Below are 19,499 nucleotides of genomic sequence, written 5' to 3'. Positions count from 1 at the left end.
GCGTGGCGCATCTCACAGACTTCGCGACCAGCACGTTTGCCCGAGTACCCGGCGAAGGACCGTCAGATGTGGTGACAGCAGCGGGACCTGATACTTCGTACCAGGTCCCGCTGTCCGGTTCTGCCCCGTTATGACCGAGGTTGGCCCAGGTCGGCCTAGGGGTTCACGTCCTCCAGCAGCTCCGTCACCAGCGCCGCGATCGGCGAGCGCTCCGAGCGGGTCAGCGTGATGTGGGCGAACAGCGGGTGCCCCTTCAGCTTCTCCACCACCGCGACCACTCCGTCGTACCGGCCCACCCTGAGGTTGTCGCGCTGGGCGACGTCGTGGGTGAGCACCACCCGCGAGCCCTGGCCGATCCGGGACAGCACGGTGAGCAGGACGTTCCGCTCCAGCGACTGCGCCTCGTCCACGATCACGAAGGCGTCGTGCAGCGACCGGCCCCGGATGTGGGTGAGCGGGAGGACCTCCAGCATCCCGCGGGAGATCACCTCCTCGATCACGTCCGGGGTGGTGACGGCCGAGAGGGTGTCGAAGACCGCCTGCGCCCAGGGGCTCATCTTCTCCGACTCGGAACCGGGCAGATAGCCCAACTCCTGCCCACCGACCGCGTAGAGCGGCCGGAAGACCATCACCTTCCGGTGCTGCTGCCGCTCCAGCACCGCCTCCAGACCGGCGCACAGCGCCAACGCGGACTTGCCGGTGCCCGCCCGGCCGCCCATCGAGACGATCCCCACCTCCTGGTCGAGCAGCAGATCGAGGGCGACCCGCTGCTCGGCGCTCCGGCCGCGCAGCCCGAACACCTCCCGGTCGCCCCGGACCAGCCGGACCCGGCCGTCCTGGGTGACCCGGCCGAGGGCCCGGCCGCGCTCCGAGGTGAGCACCAGCCCGGTGTGCACCGGGAGCTCCTCCGCGCCCTGCACGTCCACCGCGAGGTCGTGGCCCGCGCCGAACAGCGCGTCCACCTGGTCGCCGGAGACCTGCAGTTCGGACATTCCGGTCCAACCGGAGGTGATCGCCAGCTCGGCCCGGTACTCCTCGGCGAGCAGGCCGACCGCACTGGCCTTGATCCGCATCGGCAGATCCTTGGAGACGACGGTGACGTCGTACCCCTCGGCCTGCAGATTGCGCGCGACGGCGAGGATTCTGGTGTCCGCCTCACCGCCGCCGAGCCGGTAGCCGGCCGGGAGCACCGAGGTGTCCGAGTGGTTGAGCTCCACCCGGATGCTGCCACCGAGCTCGCCGACCGGAATCGGCTCGTCCAGGCGCCCGAAGCGGACCCGGAAGTCGTCCAGCAGCCTGAGCGCCTGGCGGGCGAAGTAGCCCAGCTCCGGATGGTGCCGCTTGGCCTCCAACTCCGTGACCACCACCACGGGGAGGACGACCTCGTGCTCCTCGAAACGGGTCATGGCGAGTGGGTCCGCCAGGAGCACGCTGGTGTCGAGAACGTACGTGCGCCGGTCTGGTGTCCGGCGGCTCTTTGTACTGACCACTAGGCCTCCAGAGCGGATGACCCTGCGTCACCCGCGGCATGCCGGTCCCCGCGACCCCGGTTGGCCGGAGTACCGGTCTGAGAGGGGTATTCCCAGGCGAACCGCGCCGCGAACCCAACGACGGATCATCGTTGGTTAACTTTCGGTGCGTCAGCTCCCACCCGGGACCTTCACAGCCCGAGGCGACGGTTCCTCAGTTGGAAGTCGCGCAGCGCCCGGAGGCCCCACACCTTCCTGGGCGACCTCGCGGAAGGCCGGCCAGCAGGCCTCGCAGAAGCAGGCTGCGTCACCGTGGGGGACGACCCCCACACCCCCAGCCCCGCGCCCGCCCGTCTCACAGCCCGAGGCGACGGTTCCTCAGTTGGAAGTCGCGCAGGGCCCGCAGGAAGTCGACCTTGCGGAAGGCCGGCCAGTAGGCCTCGCAGAAGTAGAACTCGCTGTGTGCGCTCTGCCAGAGCAGGAAGCCGGACAGCCGCTGCTCGCCCGAGGTGCGGATCACCAGGTCGGGGTCGGGCTGGCCCTTGGTGTAGAGGTGTTCGGCGATGTGCTCGACGTCGAGGATCTCGGCGAGCTCCTCGATCGAGGTGCCCCGGCCCGCGTGCTCCTGGAGCAGCGAGCGGACCGCGTCGGCGATCTCGTGCCGGCCGCCGTACCCGACGGCGACGTTGACGGTGATGCCGTCGATGCCGGAGGTGGCCTCGGCGGCCTCCTTGAGCACGTCGGAGGTCCGGGACGGGAGCAGGTCGAGCGCGCCGACCGGGTGGACCTTCCAGCGTCCGTCGGCGGCGAGCCGGCGGACGGTGTCCTCGATGATCCCGAGCAGCGGCACCAGCTCGTCGGCCGGGCGGGAGAGGTTGTCGGTGGAGAGCATCCAGAGCGTGACCACCTGGACGTGCGTCTCGTCGCACCAGCCCAGGAACTCGCTGATCTTGTCCGCACCGCGCTGGTGTCCGTCGGCCGTGGTGCCGCCGGTGGCGCGGGCCCAGCGGCGGTTGCCGTCCAGGATCACGCCGATGTGGTGCGGGGTGTTGGCGAGGTGGACCTCGACCCGGCGGCCGTAGAGCCGGTAGGCGTTGTCCAGCATGGTTCGGAGACCCGGCGTGCGCTCCACCACGTCCCGCAGACCCATGTTGTTCGGCCCCTTTGTGCTCGGTCCCCTCGGGTACGGCAAATACCCTCGCGCAGCCTACTCCCGGACCGGTCCGCACGGTAAAGCCGCAGGTACCGAAGGTGTCACGGCCCGAAATCGGCGATGTGACGCCGGACACGGAACGGTCTCCGGTTCCTTAAATGTCCCGTAAGCCGACGCCGACTTCTTGACGCTTGCCAATGGTCTAGTCCAGCTTTTGACCGAGGGCAGCAACCACCCCACAGGTCGCCGCCCTCTCCAGCCCTGCCACCGGAAGTCCCCTCCCCCACAGGAGCGTCTCCATGGCCCGAACGCTGCAGCAGCCGTCCCACCGGCGCCGGCGCAGCCCTCTCCCCGCCGTCCTCGCGGCCGGGACCACCGCGCTCGCGCTGGCCGCCACCGGTCTCGCCCTGTTCGCCGGCGGCGCCAACGCCGCCGTGGGCAACCTGGTGAGCAACGGCGGCTTCGAGGGAGGGAACCTCAACGGCTGGACCTGCACCGGCGGCGCGAGCGTCGTCGGCACCCCGGCCCACTCCGGCTCGTACGCGCTGAACGCGGCGCCCAGCGCCTCGGACACCGCCGAGTGCCGACAGACCGTCAGCGTGCTGCCCAACACCAGCTACTCGCTGGCCGGCTGGGTGCAGGGCCCGTACACCTACCTCGGCGTGCGCGGCACCGGCGGCACCGACCCTTCCACCTGGTCGAGCCAGTCCAGCTGGAACCAGCTCTCCTCCACCTTCACCACCGGCGCGGGCGTCAGCAGCGTCACGCTGTACGTGCACGGCTGGTACGGCCAGGGTGCGTACAACGCGGACGACATCACGCTGACCGGCCCGGGCGGCACCGCCTCCCCGTCCGCCTCCGCCTCCGCGTCGGCTTCGCCGAGCGCGAGTGCCTCCGCCTCCCCCAGCGCGTCCGCCTCGCCGTCGGCCTCCGCCTCCCCGAGTGCCTCCGCGAGCGCCTCGGCCTCGCCGTCGGCCAGCGCCAGCCCGACCGTGACGCCCACCGGCCCGGTCACCGACCTGCCCAAGCACGTGGTCACCGGCTACTGGCACAACTTCGACAACGGTGCGACCGTCCAGAAGCTGAGCGAGGTGCAGAGCGCGTACGACATCATCGCGGTCTCCTTCGCGGACTCCGTCCCGACCAAGGCCGGGGCGATCACCTTCCTGCTCGACCCGGGTCTGTCCACCAAGCTCGGCGGCTACACCGACGCCCAGTTCCGGGCCGACGTGAAGGCCAAGCAGGCGGCCGGCAAGAAGGTCATCCTCTCCATCGGCGGCCAGAACGGCGCCATCTCGGTCGGCGACGCCACCGCCGCGGCCGCCTTCACCGACAGCGCCTACGCGGTGCTGAAGGACTACGGCTTCGACGGCATCGACGTCGACCTGGAGAACGGCCTCAACCCGGAGCACCTGGGTAACGCGCTGCTCAACCTGCAGGCCAAGGTCGGCTCGAAGTTCGTCCTGACCATGGCGCCCGAGACCATCGGCGTCTACAGCACCGACGGCGCGTACTTCAAGCTGGCGCTCAAGACCAAGTCCGTCCTCACCGTGATGAACACCCAGTTCTACAACTCGGGTGGCATGAACGGCTGCGACGGCAAGGTCTACAACCAGGGCACCATCGACTTCATCACCGCCCAGGTCTGCACCCAGATCCAGGGCGGCCTGCGCCCGGACCAGGTCGGCATCGGCGTCCCGGCCTCCAGCAAGGCGGCGGGCGGCGGTTACGTGGCCCCGAGCGTGGTCAACAACGCGCTGAGCTGCCTCGCCACCGGCACCAACTGCGGCAGCTTCGTCCCGCCGGCCAAGTGGCCGACCATCCGCGGCGCGATGACCTGGTCGACCAACTGGGACGCCAACAACGGCAACGCCTTCTCCAACACCGTGGGCCCGTTCGTCCACGCCATGCCGTAACACCTCCCCGGTGCGCCGCCCTATGAGGGTGGGGCCGCGTACCACCGAGGCCCGCCGTACCCACCAGGTGCGGCGGGCCTCACCCTTGACGGCGCGTCAGCCCGTGGCCAGCACCGCGAGCAGGGTGCCGAGCAGCAGGAAAGGGCCGAAGGCCAGCGCGTCCTGTCGCCCGGCCCGGCGGGTGAGCAGCAGGGCGACGGCCCAGAGTCCGGCCAGCAGGAAGGCGTACACCAGCCCGGCCAGCACGGTGCCCCAGCCGGTGACCGCGAGCAGCGCGCCCAGGCTCGGGGCCAGCTTGGCGTCGCCGAGGCCGATCGGGGCGAGCAGCGCGAGGAGCGCGAAACCGAGCCCGAGGGCGAGCGCGGCGAGCAGACAGCGCAGCAGGGACTGACGTTCCGTCACCAGCAGCAGGACGGCGGTGCCCGCCGCCAGCGTCGCGGTGAGCACGTCCGGCAGCCGGTGCACCGAGGCGTCGACCAGGCCGAGCACCACCCCGAGCAGCGCCACCCAGACCAGCACCGGCCACCCGGCCGAGCCGTACCCGGCGCCGACCGCCGCACCGACCCCCGCCGACACCAGCGCGGCCGTCGGCAGCGAGAGCGCGCGGGCGGCGGGCTCCCCTTCATAGGGGACCGCGTACCGGCCGACCGCCCGGCGCACCCCCGGAGTCAGCGCGAGCCCCACCGCCMCCCCACCCAGAATCGCGATCACGGCACCAGCCTGGCAGGCCGACGTGACGTTGTGTGCAAAAGCACGTGAGGATTCCAGCGGCATCGGTCGTAAAGTTACCTGGCATGCAGGTCATCCAGTCCAGCAAGCTTGCCAATGTCTGTTACGACATCCGCGGCCCGGTGCTCGATGAGGCGATGCGACTGGAGGACCAGGGGCATCGCATCCTCAAGCTGAACACCGGCAATCCCGCCGTCTTCGGCTTCGACGCGCCTCCCGAGATCCTCCAGGACATCCTGAAGAACCTCTCCTCCGCGCACGGCTACGGCGACTCCAAGGGTCTGCTGTCCGCGCGCCGGGCGGTGGTGATGCACTACGAGGAGCGCGGCCTGCACGGCCTCACGGTCGAGGACGTCTTCCTCGGCAACGGGGTCTCCGAACTGATCCAGCTGGCGATGACCGCGCTGCTGGACGACGGCGACGAGGTGCTCGTCCCGGCGCCGGACTACCCGCTGTGGACGGCCTCGGTCAGCCTGTCCGGCGGTACCGCGGTGCACTACCGCTGCGACGAGCAGTCGGAGTGGTACCCGGATCTGGCGGACATCGAGGCCAAGGTCACCGACCGGACCCGGGCGATCGTGGTGATCAACCCGAACAACCCGACCGGGGCGGTCTACCCGCTGGAGATCCTGGAGGGCATCGTCGAGATCGCCCGCCGCCACAAGCTGGTGATCTACGCGGACGAGATCTACGACAAGATCCTCTACGACGACGCGGTGCACATCCCGCTCGCCACCCTGGCGCCCGACCTGTTCTGCGTCACCTTCAACGGCATGTCCAAGTCCTACCGGGTGGCGGGCTTCCGCTCCGGCTGGATGGTGCTCTCCGGTGACCGGAACCGGGCCCGCAGCTACATCGAGGGCCTGACCGTGCTGGCCAGCATGCGGCTCTGCGCCAACATGCCCGCCCAGCACGCGGTGGCGGCGGCGCTCGGCGGCCGGCAGTCCATCAAGGAGCTGATCCTGCCCGGCGGCCGGCTGCTGGAGTCCCGGGACGCGGCCTACAAGCTGCTGAACGACATCCCGGGCGTGAGCTGTGTGAAGCCGAAGGGCGCGCTGTACGCCTTCCCGAGGCTGGACCCGCAGGTCTACAAGATCAAGGACGACGCCCAGATGGTGCTGGACCTGCTGCGGGCCCAGCGCATCCTGATCGTCCAGGGCACCGGCTTCAACTGGCCCGAGCCGGACCACTTCCGGCTGGTCACGCTGCCCCGGGCGGAGGAGATCACCGACGCCGTCACCCGGATCGGCGACTTCCTGTCCGGCTACGTCCAGCCCTGAGTGCCACTGCGGAAAACAGCTACGGCCGGAGTCCCGATCCGGACGATCCCCTCTTGGTCGGGGGAGGATCGTCCGGCCGAGGCTCCGGCCGTAGCTGTCTCTGCCGCGTCAGCCGAGGCGCTGCACCAGCGCCTCGTACTCGTCCCAGAGTGCCTTGGGGGTGTGCTCGCCGAACAGCTCCAGGTGGGCCGGCACCAGGGCGGCCTCCTGGCGCCAGATGTCGGCGTCCACCGAGAACAGCAGGTCGAGGTCCTGCTGCGGGATGTCCAGGCCCTTGAGGTCGAAGCCCTCGACGGTCGGCAGCACGCCGATCGGGGTCTCGACACCGGCGCCGATGCCCTCCAGGCGCTCGACGATCCACTTCAGCACCCGGCTGTTCTCGCCGTAGCCCGGCCAGACGAACTTGCCCGCGTTGTTCTTGCGGAACCAGTTCACGTAGTAGATCTTCGGGAGCTTCGAGGCGTCGGCCTGCGCGCCCAGCTTCAGCCAGTGGCCGAAGTAGTCGCCCATGTTGTAGCCGCAGAACGGCAGCATCGCGAACGGGTCGCGGCGCAGCTCGCCCACGGTGCCCTCGGCGGCGGCGGTCTTCTCGGAGGCGATGTTCGCGCCCAGGAAGACACCGTGCTGCCAGTCGAAGGACTCGGTCACCAGCGGGACGGCGGTGGCCCGGCGGCCGCCGAACAGGATGGCCGAGATCGGCACACCCGCCGGGTCCTCCCACTCGGGGGCGATGGTCGGGCACTGCGCGGCCGGGACGGCGAACCGCGCGTTCGGGTGGGCGGCGGGGGTGCCGGACTCGGGGGTCCAGTCGTTGCCGCGCCAGTCGATCAGGTGTGCCGGGGCCTCCTCGGTCAGGCCCTCCCACCAGACGTCACCGTCGTCGGTCAGCGCGACGTTGGTGAAGACGGTGTTGCTGTGCAGGGTGTCGATCGCGTTGGCGTTGGTGTCCACGCCGGTGCCCGGGGCGACGCCGAAGAAGCCGGCCTCCGGGTTGATCGCGTAGAGCTGACCGTCGGCGCCGAACCGCATCCAGGCGATGTCGTCGCCGATGGTCTCGACCTTCCAGCCCGGGATGGTCGGCTGGAGCATCGCCAGGTTGGTCTTGCCGCAGGCGGACGGGAACGCCGCGGTGACGTACTTGGCCGCGCCGCCGGTCGGCGGGGTCAGCTTGAGGATGAGCATGTGCTCGGCCAGCCAGCCCTCGTCACGGGCCATCGTGGAGGCGATCCGCAGCGCGTAGCACTTCTTGCCGAGCAGGGCGTTGCCGCCGTAGCCGGAGCCGAAGGACCAGATCTCCCGGGTCTCCGGGTAGTGCGAGATGTACTTGGTGGTGCTGCAGGGCCACGGCACGTCGGCCTCGCCCTCGGCCAGCGGGGCGCCGACGGTGTGCACGGCCTTGACGAACTCGCCGTCCTCGCCGAGCTGGTCGAGCACGGCCTGACCCATCCGGGTCATCACGCGCATCGACACCGCGACGTAGGCGGAGTCGGTGATCTCCACGCCGTACGCCGCCAGCGGGGAGCCGACCGGGCCCATCGAGAACGGCACGACGTACATCGTGCGGCCCTTCATCGCGCCCTTGAACAGGCCGTCCGTACCGGTGAAGATCTCCCGCATCTCGGCGGGGGCCTTCCAGTTGTTGGTCGGGCCCGCGTCCTTCTCCAGCTCGGAGCAGATGTAGGTGCGGTCCTCGACCCGGGCCACGTCCGAGGGGTCGGAGGTGGCGAGGTAGGAGTTGGCGCGCTTCTCCGGGTTGAGCTTCTTGAAGGTGCCCTGGGCGACGAGCAGATCGGCGAGGCGCTGGTACTCCTCCTCCGAGCCGTCACACCACTCGATGCGGTCCGGCTGGGTCAGCTCCGCGATCTCGCTCACCCAGGCCAGCAGACGCTTGTGGCGGGTGGGCGCGGATGCGCTGAGAGCAGAGTTCTCGTACGACACGATCGCTCCGTTTCACGCCATCTCGGCTAGGAGACGGCGTCGCGGGGGGTTGAGGGTGGTTACACCGTAGCTCCGGCCTCAAGGCCCCAATTCGGCAAGATGGCAATTTCTACCGAACTTTTGCGCCATCTTGGCTAAGTACTGGTGAGTAACAAGGCTCCACCGTCCGATCCGGACCCTCAGGCAACCTCGATCCAATACTCCATAACGTCCAAAAGTGGTGACCGTCACTACCTACGTCCCAGTAACCTACGGAACCGTAGGTAGCATGTTGGCCATGACGGACGCATCGGTCGAGATCAAGCCCAAATGGCGTGGGTGGCTGCACGCGGGGATGTTCCCGGCGGCGCTGGCCGCCGGAATCGTGTTGATCTGCCTGGCGGACTCCACCGAGGCCCGGATCGCCTGCGCGGTCTACTCGGTCAGCGCCTGGCTGCTGTTCGGGGTGAGCGCGGTGTACCACCGCTTCACCTGGGGGCCGCGCGGCGACGCGATCCTGCGCCGGCTCGACCACGCGAACATCTTCCTGATCATCGCGGGCTCGTACACCCCGTTCACCATCCTGCTGCTGGAGGGCGGCCAGCGGCAGCTGCTGCTCTGGCTGGTCTGGGGCGGAGCGCTGGCCGGGGTCGCGTTCCGGGTGTTCTGGGTCGGGGCGCCGCGCTGGCTCTACACGCCCTGCTACCTGGCGCTCGGCTGGGCCGCGGTGTTCTTCCTGCCCGAGTTCCTGCAGGCGGGCGGCGCGGCGGTGGTCACCCTGCTGATCGTCGGCGGTGTGCTCTACAGCCTGGGCGGGGTGGTCTACGGACTGAAGAAGCCGAACCCGTCACCGCACTGGTTCGGCTTCCACGAGGTCTTCCACGCCTTCACCCTGGGGGCGTTCATCGCGCAGTACGTCGGTATCTCACTGGTGGCGTACAGCGTCGCCAACTGAGCCGCCGTCGAGCCGCTCCCTGGCCCGCCGGCAGCGCTCGCAGTGCGCACCCTCCGGCCCCTCCGCGCTCGGCCGCTCGTGGCCGCGCACCCGGAACCGGCGGGCCACGTCCAGCATCACCAGGGCGACCTCGGCCGCCGCGACGATCCAGACCAGCTGCGGGCCGCCGAACACGTACGCCAGCACCACCGCCAGCGCGGCGGCCACGCCCACCAGCGCGCCCTCGACCCGCACTCCCCGCGCCGCCATCTGCTCCCCCTCCAGCCACCCGCCGGGTACTCAACACCACACACGGTGACATACCGGTCGGGCGGCCAGGCGAACGAGGGGTCAACGGTTCGTCAAATCAAACAGGTGGGCCCTCACCGGAGGCACACGACAGGAGGGTGGCACGGGTATTTCCCGGGCCACCCTCCTGGTTCGCTGGATCAGCCGTCCTGCCTGCTGCGGCGAACCGCCAGGCCGATCCCGATCAGGGCGGTGACTGCCAGGGCCGCGCCCGCCACCCCCGCCGTCAGCGGCGGCAGGCCGTCCGGCTCCGCAGCCGGGCCGGCCGTCTCGTAGCCACCGCCCTTGCCCGCCCGGTCGTACGCCGAACCGGGCAGCTTGTCGCCGTACCGCTGGTGCACCAGCTGCTGGTAGGCGGTCAGGGTGACGCCGGCCTGGCCGACCGACCGCACGGCGTCGTCGTCCAGCGGCAGCACCCGGCCGTCCCGCAGCACGTACCAGGCGTTCAGCTGCGGCTCCCGGAAGACCGTGCCGCCGCCGGTGCCCGCGGCCTGCGCCGCGTAGTCGGTCTCGTCGCCACCGGTGGCGATGTTGACGACCCGCCAGCTGCTGTCCTGCTTGACGGTCCAGACCGAGGCGGTCTGCCCGTCGGCCGCGACCACCTTGCTGGCCACGAACTCGGCCTTGGCCACGGCCGCTCCTGAGGTGCCCGCCACGAACGCCGGGTCCAGGGTGTAGACCGGCACGGTGGCACCGCTCAGCCGGGGTGCGGCCTGTGCGGCGGCCCGGGCCTCGTCGGCCGGGCTGAGGTCGAGCGACGTGGTCGGCGGCACGCCCTTCCGGGCGAAGAACCGGCCCAACTGTGCCAGCACGGCCGGGGATTCGGCCGTGCTGCGGGCCGCCGAGAGCTCGGCGGCGGCGACCGGGGCCGGGGCCGGGGCGCCGCCCTCCGCCGCCTGGGCGGGGAGCGCGAGGGCCAGGCCGAGGGTGGCGGCCAGCGCGGTGACGGCCGCGAGGCGGTGGGTGTACCTACGCATGTCGGTCATCTCCTCACGCACCGATCCGGTAGAGGGAGTGAGTCCAGGAGAACGAGCTGTTGCTCACGTAGTACGAGTAGTCGGCCCAGTTGTAGCGGTAGCTGGAGGGCCACGGGTCGCCCCAGTACACCCAGTTGTTCGCGGTGTCGTAGCCGTAGATCACGTGCATGTGACCGCCGCCGGAGGACCACTGGATGCGGGTCTCGATCGGGCGGCTGGCGTCGATCTCGGTCTGCACGGTGGTGTAGCGCAGGTAGCCGTTGACGTACGAGCCGGGGTTGATGCCGATCCAGCTCAGTGCGGTCTGCACATTGCTCAGCGAGGCCTGGTTGTTGGGGCAGGTCGAGTTCACCGACCGGTTGAAGGCCACGTTGCAGAACTGGTTCTGGCTGTAGGTGTAGCCGTAGTAGGTGGCGATGGTGTTGCCGCTCGCCGCCCAGCACCAGTTGGTCTGCTGCTGCGACTGCATGGTGATGTTGAGCTTGCGCGCCGCCAGTGCCGAGACGGCGCCCGGGGTGACCGAGGCCGGCTGGACGTGCGGGATCGAGGCGGCGGGTGCCGGGGCGGCGGTGACCACCGTGAGGGCCGGGGCGAGGATGCCGAGCGCGAGGGCGGCAACCGCCCGACGCAGGCGTATCCGAGAAGTTGGCATGGGATTTCTCCTCCTTGCGAGTCCGCAGGAGAGGGGATGTGGGGGACCGCGTCCGGACGCGGTGGACAGAGCATCGGCCCGTGCCGTGTCCCGGTCAACGGACCTGGTCGGCCGCCCCGGCCGGGTGTGAACGGGCCCGCGTACGGTGTGAACGGAACTCCCGCTCGGGGGCCGGGAATCCGTCCTGACTGGTGACAACTCGCCGCGTCCGTGTGAATATTCACGGTCAAGCAGGCAGACGGGAGCCGGCCATGCAGCAGACCGCCCAGCCCGAGCTGGCGGCGGTACTCCGTACCGGGCCCTTCCACCTCGCACTGCGCGCCGCCATCAGCGCGCGCGGACTCGCCCTGAACCGACTCCGGCAGCACCTCGCCCAACGCGGCGTCCAGGTCGGCGTCACCAGCCTGAGCTACTGGCAGCAGGGCCGAAGACGCCCCGAACGGGCCGAATCCCTGCGCGCGGTACGGATGTTGGAGGAGGTGCTGGAGCTCCCCGAACACTCCCTCACCCGGCTGCTCGGCCCCCGCCAGGCCCCCACCGGACCGGCCTCACCCGCCACCCGCCCCTACCGCGACCTGATCGCCCCCGCCGCCGCGGTGGACGGTCTGCTCGCCACCATCGCCGGCCCGCCCGACACCGGCCTGCACACCGTCACGCACATCGAGCGGGTCCGGATCGGTGCCGACCGGCAGATGGTCCGCCGCGACTCCCAACACGCCCTGCGGGCCCACCGCGACGGCATCGACCGCTATCTGGCGCTCTATCAGGGCGACCCGGGCTGCGACATCACCCGGGTCGCCGTCCGGGCCGAGGAGAACTGCCGCCCCGGCCGGATCCGCCGCGACCCCGATGCCGAAATGCTGGTCGCCGAGCTGCTGTTGGACCGCCGGCTGCGCACCGGCGACACCCACCTGCTCGGCTACGGCTTCGACGACGCCCCCGCCGCCGGGCCGAGCTGCGAGTACATCCGCGGCTTCAACTCCGGCGCCGGGCAGTACGTCCTCCAGGTCACCTTCCACCCCGACGCACTGCCCGTGCGCTGCCACCGCTTCGCCTCCCGGACCCCGGGCGAGGACCCGTACGAGACCGAGGAGCTGACCCTGGACGGGCACCACTGTGTGCACCTGGTGGCGAGTGCCCTGACCCCGTGCCTGCTGGGCATCCGGTGGGACTGGGACTAGAAACCGTCCTGCGCACCGCCCGCCGCAGCGTCGCGTCGGCGCCGGACCACGAACACCCCACCCGCCCCGAGCCCGGCCACCGCGACCAGGGCGCCCMGCGCCCACGGCAGCCCGGAACCGCTGTGGCCGACGGGGGTGACCGCCAGGGTGACCGGGGTCGGGCTCGGGGGCGGCGTGACCGTCGGCGTGGGGCTCGGCACCGGGGTCGGGCTCGCGCTCGGCGTCGGCGTGGGTGACGGTGCCTCAGTGGTCGGGCTCGGCACCGGGGTCGGGCTCGCCGTCGCCTGCGGGCTCGACGTCGGCATGGCGGTCGGTGTGGCCCGAGGGGTCGGCTTCCGGGTCGTACCGCCGGGGGCCGGGGTGGCCGCCTGGGCCGGGCTGCCGCCGGTGAAGGAGAAGCTCACCCCGCCCAGCTTGCTGACGGTGATCATGGAGCACGGCCCGAGGGCCACCATCGCACCGAGCTCGTACACCCCGTTCGGGCTGCCGACGGGCATCGACAGGGTCTCGTGCAGCACGTGCCGGCCCCGCGACAGGCCGCCGAACTGGACCTCGTTGGAGACCCAGCTGCCCATGGTCCCGGCTATCCGGGGCGGCTGCCAAGTGAACGAGAAGCCGTGCGCCGGGCCGCCGTCCACACTCAGCCGGGCGGACGGCGCCGGTCCGGGGGTCTGCTGGTCCACGGAGACGATCTGCAGCTGGAACACGGCTGATGCCTGGTCCGGGGCGTCCAGGGTCAGCACGTTGTCGACCGTCCGCGAGCCGCCCATCCGCACCTGGGGGATCTGGCCGTACACGCCGTCGGTCCGGTAGGTACCGGTGGCCATCGACGTGCAGACCTCCGCGTGCGCCACGTCGGCACCCGGCAGCACGGAGAGGGGTATCGCGAAGGCCAGCGCCAGGCCGCGTCTCGTCATGGCCCCGGATCCTAGTGGTGCCCGCCCCGCGCCCCCAATCCGGCGTCAGACCTCGAAACTCAGGCTGACGCAGTCCTCGACCGCCCGGTAACCCAGCTTCTGGTAGATCGAGTTGCTGGTCGGGTTGGCCAGGTCCGTGTAGAGCAACACCTCTTCGGCCCCGGCCGCGAGTGCGTGCGCCGACCCCGCCGCGACCACCCCGCTCGCGTACCCCCGCCCCCGGTGCTCCGGCGGCGTGTACACCGGGCCGATCCGCGACATCCCGGCGATCACCGGGCTGACGGCGGCGAACGAGACCGGGGTGCCCTGGTGCTCCCAGATGTGCAGATGCCCACCGGCGGTCCGCCGTTCGACCGTGGGCCGGTGGTTCTCGTTCGGGATGGCCAGCTCCGCCTCGGCGACGAAGGCGCCGAACCACTCCACCAGCAGCTCGACATCGTCCGCCGTGGCGAGCCGGACCGTCCCGTCGGGCAGCGGCGAGGGATCGACCAACTCACCCAGCCGGTAAAGCCGTTCGTTGGAGGTGACGGTGGACTCCTGCGGCCTCGCCGCCGCGAAGGCGGTGGCCGTGGCCACCCCGCCGCCCACCGCGGGCACCTCCACCCCGGCCAGCGCCGCCGCCAGCTCGGCGGCCGCCCGCTCCGGCATCAGGCTCAGCCGGAGCGGGTACGGCGGGGTCCGCGCGAAGGCGCCGACCACCGGGGCGTCCGGCGCGGGCCGCCACCAGCCGAACTGCGGATCCGCCGGGCCGTAGACGTGCGGGCCGCCCTCGGTGAGGTTGTGCAGCAGGGTGAGCAGCACGGTGTTCTCGGCCGGGTGGGCGGCCAGGAAGTCACCGGCCTGTGCGCGGAATTCGGCCGGGGAGGAGCTGAGAGTCCAGGTCATGGGGCATTGTGTCCGAGCACCGGACGCTCACGCACCAAGATTTCCGACCCGTACGCCCAGCTTGGCGGCCAGCTCCGCCGGGTCCGCCGTCGGGGCGTCACAGCTGAAGTGGTGGCAGACGTACGCGGCCGACTCGCCGTCCAGCAGCGGCCGGTCCACCAGCAGCGGCACCTCCGCCGAGCCCGGCTCACCGACCGCCACCACGGCGCCCGGCGCGGTGCCGAGCAGGGCGGTCCGGTGCAGCAGCGCGGTCTCGGCGACCTCGGGTCGGCCGATCACGGCGACCTCGCGCGGACCGTCGGCCAGCGCCTCGGCGGCGGCCAGACCCCAGCCGATGAACCGGGGCGCCCGGCTGCCCAGTGCGCCGACAATCCCCAACGCCCGCTCGGCGGCGGTCCGGTGGCGCTCGGAGCCGGTGTAGGCGGCGTACGTGAGCAGCGCCTGCGCGGCGGCGGTCCAGCCCGAGGGGGTGGCGTTGTCGGTCGGGTCCTGCGGGCGGCGGATCAGCTCCTCGGCGTCGTCCGCCGTGTCGTACAGGGCGCCTGACGCAGTGTCGACAAAGTGACCCAGCACGGTGTCGAGCAGCCCGCCGGCCAGCCCGAGCCACTCCGCGTCTCCGGTCACCGCGTACAGCGCGAGGAATCCCTCGGCGGTGTCCGCGTAGTCCTCCAGCACACCGGCGTTGGCCCCGGCCCGGCCGTCCCTGGAGGTGCGCAGCAGGCGGCCGTCCTCGGTCAGGTGGACGGCGAGCAGCAGATCGGCGGCCCGGACGGCGGCCTCCACCAGGTCCGGCCGCTCCAGCAGCGCCCCGGTCTCGGCCAGCGCGGCGATCGCCAGACCGTTCCAGGCCGCCACCACCTTGTCGTCCCTGGCCGGTGCGGGCCGCGTCCGACGCGCCGTCAGCAGTCGGTCCCTGACCCGCTGGTAGGCCACCTCGTCCACCGGGTCGGAGAGCAGCTGGAGCACCGAGGAGCCGTGCTCGAAGGTGCCGGTGACCTCGAACAGCACGGTGGCCAACGCACCGTCCTCGGCGCCCAGCACCTCGACCAGCTGCTCCGGGGTCCAGGCGTAGTACGCGCCCTCGGCGGACTTGCCGGTGGCCGCATCCAGGCTGTCCGCGTCCAGCGCGGAGGCGAACCCGCCCTCGGGGGTGCGGAGTTCGGCGAGCAGGAAGCCGGCGGTCTCCAGCGCGATCCGGCGCGGCAGCTCGTCGCCGGTGGCCCGCCACAGGTGCAGGTAGACCCGGAGCAGCAGGGCGTTATCGTAGAGCATCTTCTCGAAGTGCGGCACCACCCAGTCGGCGTCCACCGCGTACCGGGCGAAGCCGCCGCCGAGCTGGTCGTAGATCCCGCCCCTGGCCATCGCCTCACAGGTGTGCCGAGCCATCTCCAGCGCCTCGGCCGAGCCGGTGCTCGCATGGTGCCTGAGCAGGAACTCCACCGCCATAGACGGCGGGAACTTGGGCGCGCCGCCGAAGCCGCCGCGCTTGTCGTCGTAACTCCGGCCGAGCTCGGCCGCCGCCTTGGCCAACTCCTCGGCGCCGGGCACCTGGTGGACCCCGCTGCCGACCCCGTACACCGAGGCCCGCTCGGCCAGGTCGGCCCTGATCCGCTCGGCCACCTCGCCGACCTCGTCCCGGCGGTCCCGCCAGGCGGCACTGACCCCCTCCAGCACCTGCCGGAAGCCGGGCATGCCGTGCCGGGGGGCGGGCGGGAAGTACGTCCCGAAGTAGAACGGGTCCTTCTCCGGCGTCAGGAAGACCGTCATCGGCCACCCACCCTGCCCGGTGGCCGCCTGCACCGCCTCCATGTACACCGCGTCCACGTCGGGCCGCTCCTCGCGGTCCACCTTCACCGCGACGAAGTGCTCGTTGGCGTACTGGGCGATCGCCTCGTCCTCGAAGGACTCATGGGCCATCACATGACACCAGTGGCACGCCGCGTACCCGACCGACAGCAGCACCGGCACCCCCCGCCGCGCCGCCTCCTCGAAGGCCTCCGGCCCCCAGGGCCACCAGTCCACCGGGTTGTCGGCATGCTGCTGCAGGTACGGCGAGGTCGCGTCCGCGAGACGGTTCGGCATGCCCCCATCCTTGCGCATCAGCACGCCCCCACGGGGTCAGGCCCGGGGCAGTACGCTGAGATTTCAGCAGCGCCAAGCCCGTCGAGCAGGCTCAGGGGAGGTTGGTCATGACCGCCGAGATGATCGCTCCGGCCTGGATGCACCGTCAGATCACCGCTGAGCAGTACGACTCGTGGTCGGCGGAGCAGTGCGCGGAGATCGAGATCGTGGACGGGATGGTCGTCGCAAGCCCGAGTGCGTCCACGCGGCACAACCGGTTGGCCCGACTGCTCGCGAACGCCCTGGAGGCCGCCGCAGGTCCGGAGTGGAACGCCGACACGGACTTCGACGTGCGGCTGCAGGACGTCCCGCTGACCAACCGCCGCCCGGACGTGGTGGTCTACCGGGCGGACAGCATCGACATCGCGCCCACCCGGCCGGAGCACGTGCTGCTGGTGGTCGAGGTCGTCTCACCGGGCTCGGAGACCACCGACCGGATCGTCAAGGTCGACCAGTACGCGAAGGCCGGGATCGCCTTCTACTGGCGGATCGAGCAGGCCGCCACCGGCGTACCGCTCGTCTACACGTACGTCCTCGACCCGGCGAGCCGGGCCTACCGGGACGGCGAGGTGTTCACCGGCGTGGTCAGGGCCGCCGCGCCGTTCGCCGTCGAGATCGACCTGAGTGCCCTCTGACGGACGTCAGTCCTTGGGCTGCTCGGGCTCCTCGACGAAGGTCACCCGGCCGAACTGCTTGTTCATCGACTTGACCAGGAACCAGGTGGCCACGCCGAGGGCGGCGAAGACCACGAAGCCCAGCAGGCCGGGCGTCACCTTGGCCTTGTCGAAGGTCTCGGCGGCGAGGGTGGTGAGGTGCATCGGGGTGCTCATGTCTCCCATGGTGACCCGGCCCTACACGGACCGGGTCACCGGGGTGGGTGCGTGTCGGGGTGTCAGGCGGTGGTGACCTTGGCGCGCAGGCCGGCGAACAGGTCGTCCTCGGGGAGGTCGGTGTCCACCTGCGAGCGGACCAGCTCGTAGTCCTCGGTCGGCCAGACCTTCTTCTGGACCTCCAGCGGGATCCGGAACCACGGTCCGTCCGGGTCGATCTGGGTGGCGTGCGCGATCAGCGCGCGGTCCCGGGTCTCGAACCAGTCGTCGCAGACCACCCGGGTGGTGATCTCGCGCTCCTCGCGGCCGCTCTTCTCCCACCCCTCGATCCACTCGCCGTACGGCGACTCGAGGCCGTTCTCCACCAGGTAGCCGTGCATCGCCCGGATCCGGCCCATCGGGAAGCCGTGGTTGTAGTAGACCTTGGACGGCTGCCAGGGCGCGCCGGCCTCGGGATAGGCGTCCGGGTCACCGGCGGCGTCGAAGGCGGCCATGGTGATCTTGTGGGTCATGATGTGGTCGGGGTGCGGGTAGCCGCCGTTCTCGTCGTACGTGGTGATCACGTGCGGCCGGAACTCGCGGATCAGCTTCACCAGCGGGGCGGCCGCATCGGCCACCTCCTGGAGCGCGAAGCAGCCCTCGGGCAGCGGCGGCAGCGGGTCGCCCTCCGGCAGGCCGGAGTCGACGAAGCCGAGCCAGGCCTGCTTGACGCCGAGGATCTCGCGGGCGGCGTCCATTTCCTTCCGCCGCACCTCGTGGATGTTCTCCTCGACCCACGGGTCGCCCTGGAGCTTGGGGTTGAGAATCGAGCCACGCTCACCGCCGGTGCAGGTGGCGACCAGCACGTCCACCCCCTGTGAGACGTACATGGCCATGGTGGCGGCGCCCTTGCTGGACTCGTCGTCCGGGTGCGCGTGTACCGCCATCAGTCGCAACTGCTCAGTCAACGCCTGGTTTCCTTCCGGGAATCATCCGGTTCGTCGGGCCGGTCCCCCGCCGCGTCCGGCGCGGATGCTGCCCTCCTATAGTGACTGACCGGAGGGCCGATCCATTCCCCCGGTGGACCGTCGGCCCCTCGTCGAAAGGACTGAGCCGCCCATGGACTCCGGACGTACGACCACCGCCCCCGCCCGCTACGGAAAGCTCGGTGACCGCGAGGCGGACCGCCGGCTGCGGATCACCGGCCTGGTCTGCGGCGCACTCGGCCTGGCGCTGGTCGGCTGGCTGGGCGTCAGCTACGTCTCCAAGGGCTCGGTCATGAGCGGTCTGCTGCCGGGCTTCCAGGTGGTCTCCGACGCGGAGATCCAGGTGCAGCTCTCGGTGCTCAAGGAGGACGGCACGGCGGGGGTCTGCACCGTCCGCGCGCAGTCCGAGGACGGCGGCGTGGTGGGGCTGCACGACTTCCCGATCCCGGCCGCCGGTTCCAAGTACGACGAGGTGGTCACGCTGCGCACCACGGCCCGGGCCACCGCCGCCGAGCTGCTCGGTTGTGCTCCCGGCAAGTAATCCGTTCGGGCGCATATTCGACGCCCCGACCGGGCATCCGTACCGGGAATCGCCGGGTCGGCGCCGCTCGTGGCCCTCCCGCTCCGGTCCGGAAATTGTTAGGGTCGTGGTTTCGCCCCTCTCCGGCCGGACGGCACGAGAGCGGGCGTTGCTTTGTAGTACGACCGTTCCCGGCTGACACCAACCCTCAGCGCAGCCCAGCACCTACGAGGAGCACCTGTGACCCAGACCAGCGAGAACGTGACCTGGCTCACTCAGTCCGGCTATGACCAGCTCAAGGCCGAGCTGGACTACATGACCGGACCCTGGCGCGCCGAGATCGTCAAGAAGATCGAAGCGGCCCGCGAGGAAGGCGACCTCAAGGAGAACGCCGGCTACCACGCGGCCCGTGACGACCAGGGCAAGGGCGAGCTGCGGATCCGTCAGCTTACCCAGCTGCTGGAGCGGGCCAAGGTCGGCGAGGCCCCGGCGGACTCCGGCGTGGTGGCCCCCGGCATGGTCGTGACGATCGCCTTCGACGGCGACGAGGACGACACCATGGTCTTCCTGCTCGGCTCCCGCGAGATGGCGGGCGCCTCCGAGGTGGAGGTGTACTCCCCGCAGTCCCCGCTCGGCTCGGCCATCGACGGCAAGAAGATCGGCGACGAGGCCCACTACGAGCTGCCGAACGGCAAGCGGGCGATGGTCAAGGTGATCGCGGCCACGCCGCACGCCTGAGCCCGA

19 protein-coding genes are annotated in these 19,499 nt (G+C 70.9%); 7 read left to right on the top strand and 12 right to left on the bottom strand.

All coding sequences use genetic code 11. The annotated features are described in order from the left end of the window. Nucleotides 1–155: 155 nt before the first annotated feature. Together ACXJMZ_RS02815 and ACXJMZ_RS02810 are read right to left on the bottom strand one after the other, a co-directional pair. Complete coding sequence (locus ACXJMZ_RS02815; RefSeq protein ID WP_457028366.1) at nt 156–1,490, bottom strand: PhoH family protein; 1,335 nt, start codon at nt 1,488–1,490, stop codon at nt 156–158. Between the two features lie 334 nt (nt 1,491–1,824). Beyond that, entirely contained in the window at nt 1,825–2,574 is a 750-nt protein-coding gene (locus ACXJMZ_RS02810) for an isoprenyl transferase (protein WP_057228005.1), read from the bottom strand. Nucleotides 2,575–2,921: 347 nt separating this feature from the next. Here ACXJMZ_RS02810 and ACXJMZ_RS02805 point away from each other — a divergent pair, with 347 nt between their 5' ends. Continuing rightward, nucleotides 2,922–4,538, top strand: coding sequence for a chitinase (locus tag ACXJMZ_RS02805; RefSeq protein WP_457028365.1), 1,617 nt, complete (start codon nt 2,922–2,924; stop codon nt 4,536–4,538). 96 nt (nt 4,539–4,634) lie between these two features. Here ACXJMZ_RS02805 and ACXJMZ_RS02800 read toward each other — a convergent pair whose 3' ends face one another. Next, the gene (locus ACXJMZ_RS02800) at nt 4,635–5,249 is read right to left on the bottom strand and encodes a prepilin peptidase (RefSeq protein WP_457028364.1); all 615 of its coding nucleotides are present in this window, start codon (nt 5,247–5,249) and stop codon (nt 4,635–4,637) included. An 83-nt stretch (nt 5,250–5,332) separates the two neighbouring features. Here ACXJMZ_RS02800 and ACXJMZ_RS02795 point away from each other — a divergent pair, with 83 nt between their 5' ends. Then, a complete protein-coding gene (locus ACXJMZ_RS02795; RefSeq protein WP_057227282.1) occupies nt 5,333–6,547 on the top strand; it encodes a pyridoxal phosphate-dependent aminotransferase in 1,215 nt (404 codons plus the stop codon). 108 nt (nt 6,548–6,655) lie between these two features. On the opposite strand, the gene ACXJMZ_RS02790 is transcribed toward ACXJMZ_RS02795, so the two are convergent. Further along, nucleotides 6,656–8,485, bottom strand: coding sequence for a phosphoenolpyruvate carboxykinase (GTP) (locus ACXJMZ_RS02790; RefSeq protein ID WP_457028363.1), 1,830 nt, complete (start codon nt 8,483–8,485; stop codon nt 6,656–6,658). 268 nt (nt 8,486–8,753) lie between these two features. Between ACXJMZ_RS02790 and trhA the strand changes: the two genes are divergently transcribed. Continuing rightward, nucleotides 8,754–9,419 (top strand): PAQR family membrane homeostasis protein TrhA, encoded by a 666-nt coding sequence (gene trhA / locus ACXJMZ_RS02785; RefSeq protein WP_457028362.1) that lies wholly within the window; start codon nt 8,754–8,756, stop codon nt 9,417–9,419. Here the strand turns inward: trhA and ACXJMZ_RS02780 are convergent. From ACXJMZ_RS02780 to ACXJMZ_RS02770, 3 genes are all read right to left on the bottom strand, one after another. After that, complete coding sequence (locus ACXJMZ_RS02780; RefSeq protein ID WP_457028361.1) at nt 9,390–9,668, bottom strand: hypothetical protein; 279 nt, start codon at nt 9,666–9,668, stop codon at nt 9,390–9,392. The genes trhA and ACXJMZ_RS02780 overlap by 30 nt on opposite strands. 179 nt (nt 9,669–9,847) lie before the next feature. Next, complete coding sequence (locus tag ACXJMZ_RS02775; protein ID WP_457028360.1) at nt 9,848–10,684, bottom strand: hypothetical protein; 837 nt, start codon at nt 10,682–10,684, stop codon at nt 9,848–9,850. 13 nt (nt 10,685–10,697) lie between these two features. Beyond that, entirely contained in the window at nt 10,698–11,336 is a 639-nt protein-coding gene (locus ACXJMZ_RS02770; RefSeq protein WP_457028359.1) for a papain-like cysteine protease family protein, read from the bottom strand. A 251-nt stretch (nt 11,337–11,587) separates the two neighbouring features. On the opposite strand from ACXJMZ_RS02770, the gene ACXJMZ_RS02765 reads away from it, so the two are divergent. Next, a complete protein-coding gene (locus ACXJMZ_RS02765) occupies nt 11,588–12,517 on the top strand; it encodes a hypothetical protein (protein ID WP_457028358.1) in 930 nt (309 codons plus the stop codon). Here the strand turns inward: ACXJMZ_RS02765 and ACXJMZ_RS02760 are convergent. The 3 genes from ACXJMZ_RS02760 to ACXJMZ_RS02750 are packed head-to-tail and all read right to left on the bottom strand — an operon-like array spanning nt 12,514 to nt 16,401. After that, nucleotides 12,514–13,434, bottom strand: a complete 921-nt coding sequence (locus tag ACXJMZ_RS02760; RefSeq protein WP_457028357.1) for a hypothetical protein — start codon at nt 13,432–13,434, stop codon at nt 12,514–12,516. The two genes, ACXJMZ_RS02765 and ACXJMZ_RS02760, sit on opposite strands and share 4 nt — an antisense overlap. A gap of 45 nt (nt 13,435–13,479) precedes the next feature. After that, the gene (locus tag ACXJMZ_RS02755) at nt 13,480–14,319 is read right to left on the bottom strand and encodes a GNAT family N-acetyltransferase (protein ID WP_457028356.1); all 840 of its coding nucleotides are present in this window, start codon (nt 14,317–14,319) and stop codon (nt 13,480–13,482) included. Nucleotides 14,320–14,346: 27 nt separating this feature from the next. Then, on the bottom strand, nt 14,347–16,401 hold the full coding sequence (locus ACXJMZ_RS02750) for a thioredoxin domain-containing protein (RefSeq protein ID WP_457028355.1): 2,055 nt from the start codon (nt 16,399–16,401) through the stop codon (nt 14,347–14,349). 107 nt (nt 16,402–16,508) lie between these two features. Here ACXJMZ_RS02750 and ACXJMZ_RS02745 point away from each other — a divergent pair, with 107 nt between their 5' ends. Then, nucleotides 16,509–17,075 (top strand): Uma2 family endonuclease, encoded by a 567-nt coding sequence (locus ACXJMZ_RS02745; RefSeq protein ID WP_457028354.1) that lies wholly within the window; start codon nt 16,509–16,511, stop codon nt 17,073–17,075. A 6-nt stretch (nt 17,076–17,081) separates the two neighbouring features. Here the strand turns inward: ACXJMZ_RS02745 and ACXJMZ_RS02740 are convergent, their stop codons facing one another. Beyond that, complete coding sequence (locus ACXJMZ_RS02740) at nt 17,082–17,270, bottom strand: hypothetical protein (protein ID WP_369824279.1); 189 nt, start codon at nt 17,268–17,270, stop codon at nt 17,082–17,084. Nucleotides 17,271–17,332: 62 nt separating this feature from the next. After that, nucleotides 17,333–18,217: a mycothiol conjugate amidase Mca gene (gene mca, locus ACXJMZ_RS02735; protein ID WP_457028353.1), complete on the bottom strand. Its 885-nt coding sequence runs from the start codon at nt 18,215–18,217 to the stop codon at nt 17,333–17,335. A 151-nt stretch (nt 18,218–18,368) separates the two neighbouring features. Between mca and ACXJMZ_RS02730 the strand changes: the two genes are divergently transcribed. Both ACXJMZ_RS02730 and greA read left to right on the top strand, forming a co-directional pair. Continuing rightward, entirely contained in the window at nt 18,369–18,776 is a 408-nt protein-coding gene (locus ACXJMZ_RS02730) for a DUF4307 domain-containing protein (RefSeq protein ID WP_457028352.1), read from the top strand. Between the two features lie 219 nt (nt 18,777–18,995). Continuing rightward, a complete protein-coding gene (gene greA, locus ACXJMZ_RS02725; protein ID WP_457028351.1) occupies nt 18,996–19,493 on the top strand; it encodes a transcription elongation factor GreA in 498 nt (165 codons plus the stop codon). The last annotated feature ends 6 nt before the right edge of the window (nt 19,494–19,499 follow it).

This window comes from Kitasatospora sp. P5_F3, from assembly GCF_054049135.1.
The sequence above is the reverse complement of the archived record's forward strand: the minus strand, read 5'-3'. Positions and strand labels throughout refer to the sequence as shown.

What these genes read in the sequence shown, in the direction of transcription:
- ACXJMZ_RS02810 (WP_057228005.1), bottom strand. Translation starts at nt 2,574, where the DNA reads ATGCTGGACAACGCCTACCGGCTCTACGGCCGCCGGGTCGAGGTCCAC.
- ACXJMZ_RS02805 (WP_457028365.1), top strand. Translation starts at nt 2,922, where the DNA reads ATGGCCCGAACGCTGCAGCAGCCGTCCCACCGGCGCCGGCGCAGCCCT.
- ACXJMZ_RS02795 (WP_057227282.1), top strand. Translation starts at nt 5,333, where the DNA reads ATGCAGGTCATCCAGTCCAGCAAGCTTGCCAATGTCTGTTACGACATC.
- trhA (WP_457028362.1), top strand. Translation starts at nt 8,754, where the DNA reads ATGTTGGCCATGACGGACGCATCGGTCGAGATCAAGCCCAAATGGCGT.
- ACXJMZ_RS02780 (WP_457028361.1), bottom strand. Translation starts at nt 9,668, where the DNA reads ATGGCGGCGCGGGGAGTGCGGGTCGAGGGCGCGCTGGTGGGCGTGGCC.
- ACXJMZ_RS02775 (WP_457028360.1), bottom strand. Translation starts at nt 10,684, where the DNA reads ATGCGTAGGTACACCCACCGCCTCGCGGCCGTCACCGCGCTGGCCGCC.
- ACXJMZ_RS02770 (WP_457028359.1), bottom strand. Translation starts at nt 11,336, where the DNA reads ATGCCAACTTCTCGGATACGCCTGCGTCGGGCGGTTGCCGCCCTCGCG.
- ACXJMZ_RS02765 (WP_457028358.1), top strand. Translation starts at nt 11,588, where the DNA reads ATGCAGCAGACCGCCCAGCCCGAGCTGGCGGCGGTACTCCGTACCGGG.
- ACXJMZ_RS02755 (WP_457028356.1), bottom strand. Translation starts at nt 14,319, where the DNA reads ATGACCTGGACTCTCAGCTCCTCCCCGGCCGAATTCCGCGCACAGGCC.
- ACXJMZ_RS02750 (WP_457028355.1), bottom strand. Translation starts at nt 16,401, where the DNA reads ATGCCGAACCGTCTCGCGGACGCGACCTCGCCGTACCTGCAGCAGCAT.
- ACXJMZ_RS02745 (WP_457028354.1), top strand. Translation starts at nt 16,509, where the DNA reads ATGACCGCCGAGATGATCGCTCCGGCCTGGATGCACCGTCAGATCACC.
- ACXJMZ_RS02740 (WP_369824279.1), bottom strand. Translation starts at nt 17,270, where the DNA reads ATGAGCACCCCGATGCACCTCACCACCCTCGCCGCCGAGACCTTCGAC.
- ACXJMZ_RS02730 (WP_457028352.1), top strand. Translation starts at nt 18,369, where the DNA reads ATGGACTCCGGACGTACGACCACCGCCCCCGCCCGCTACGGAAAGCTC.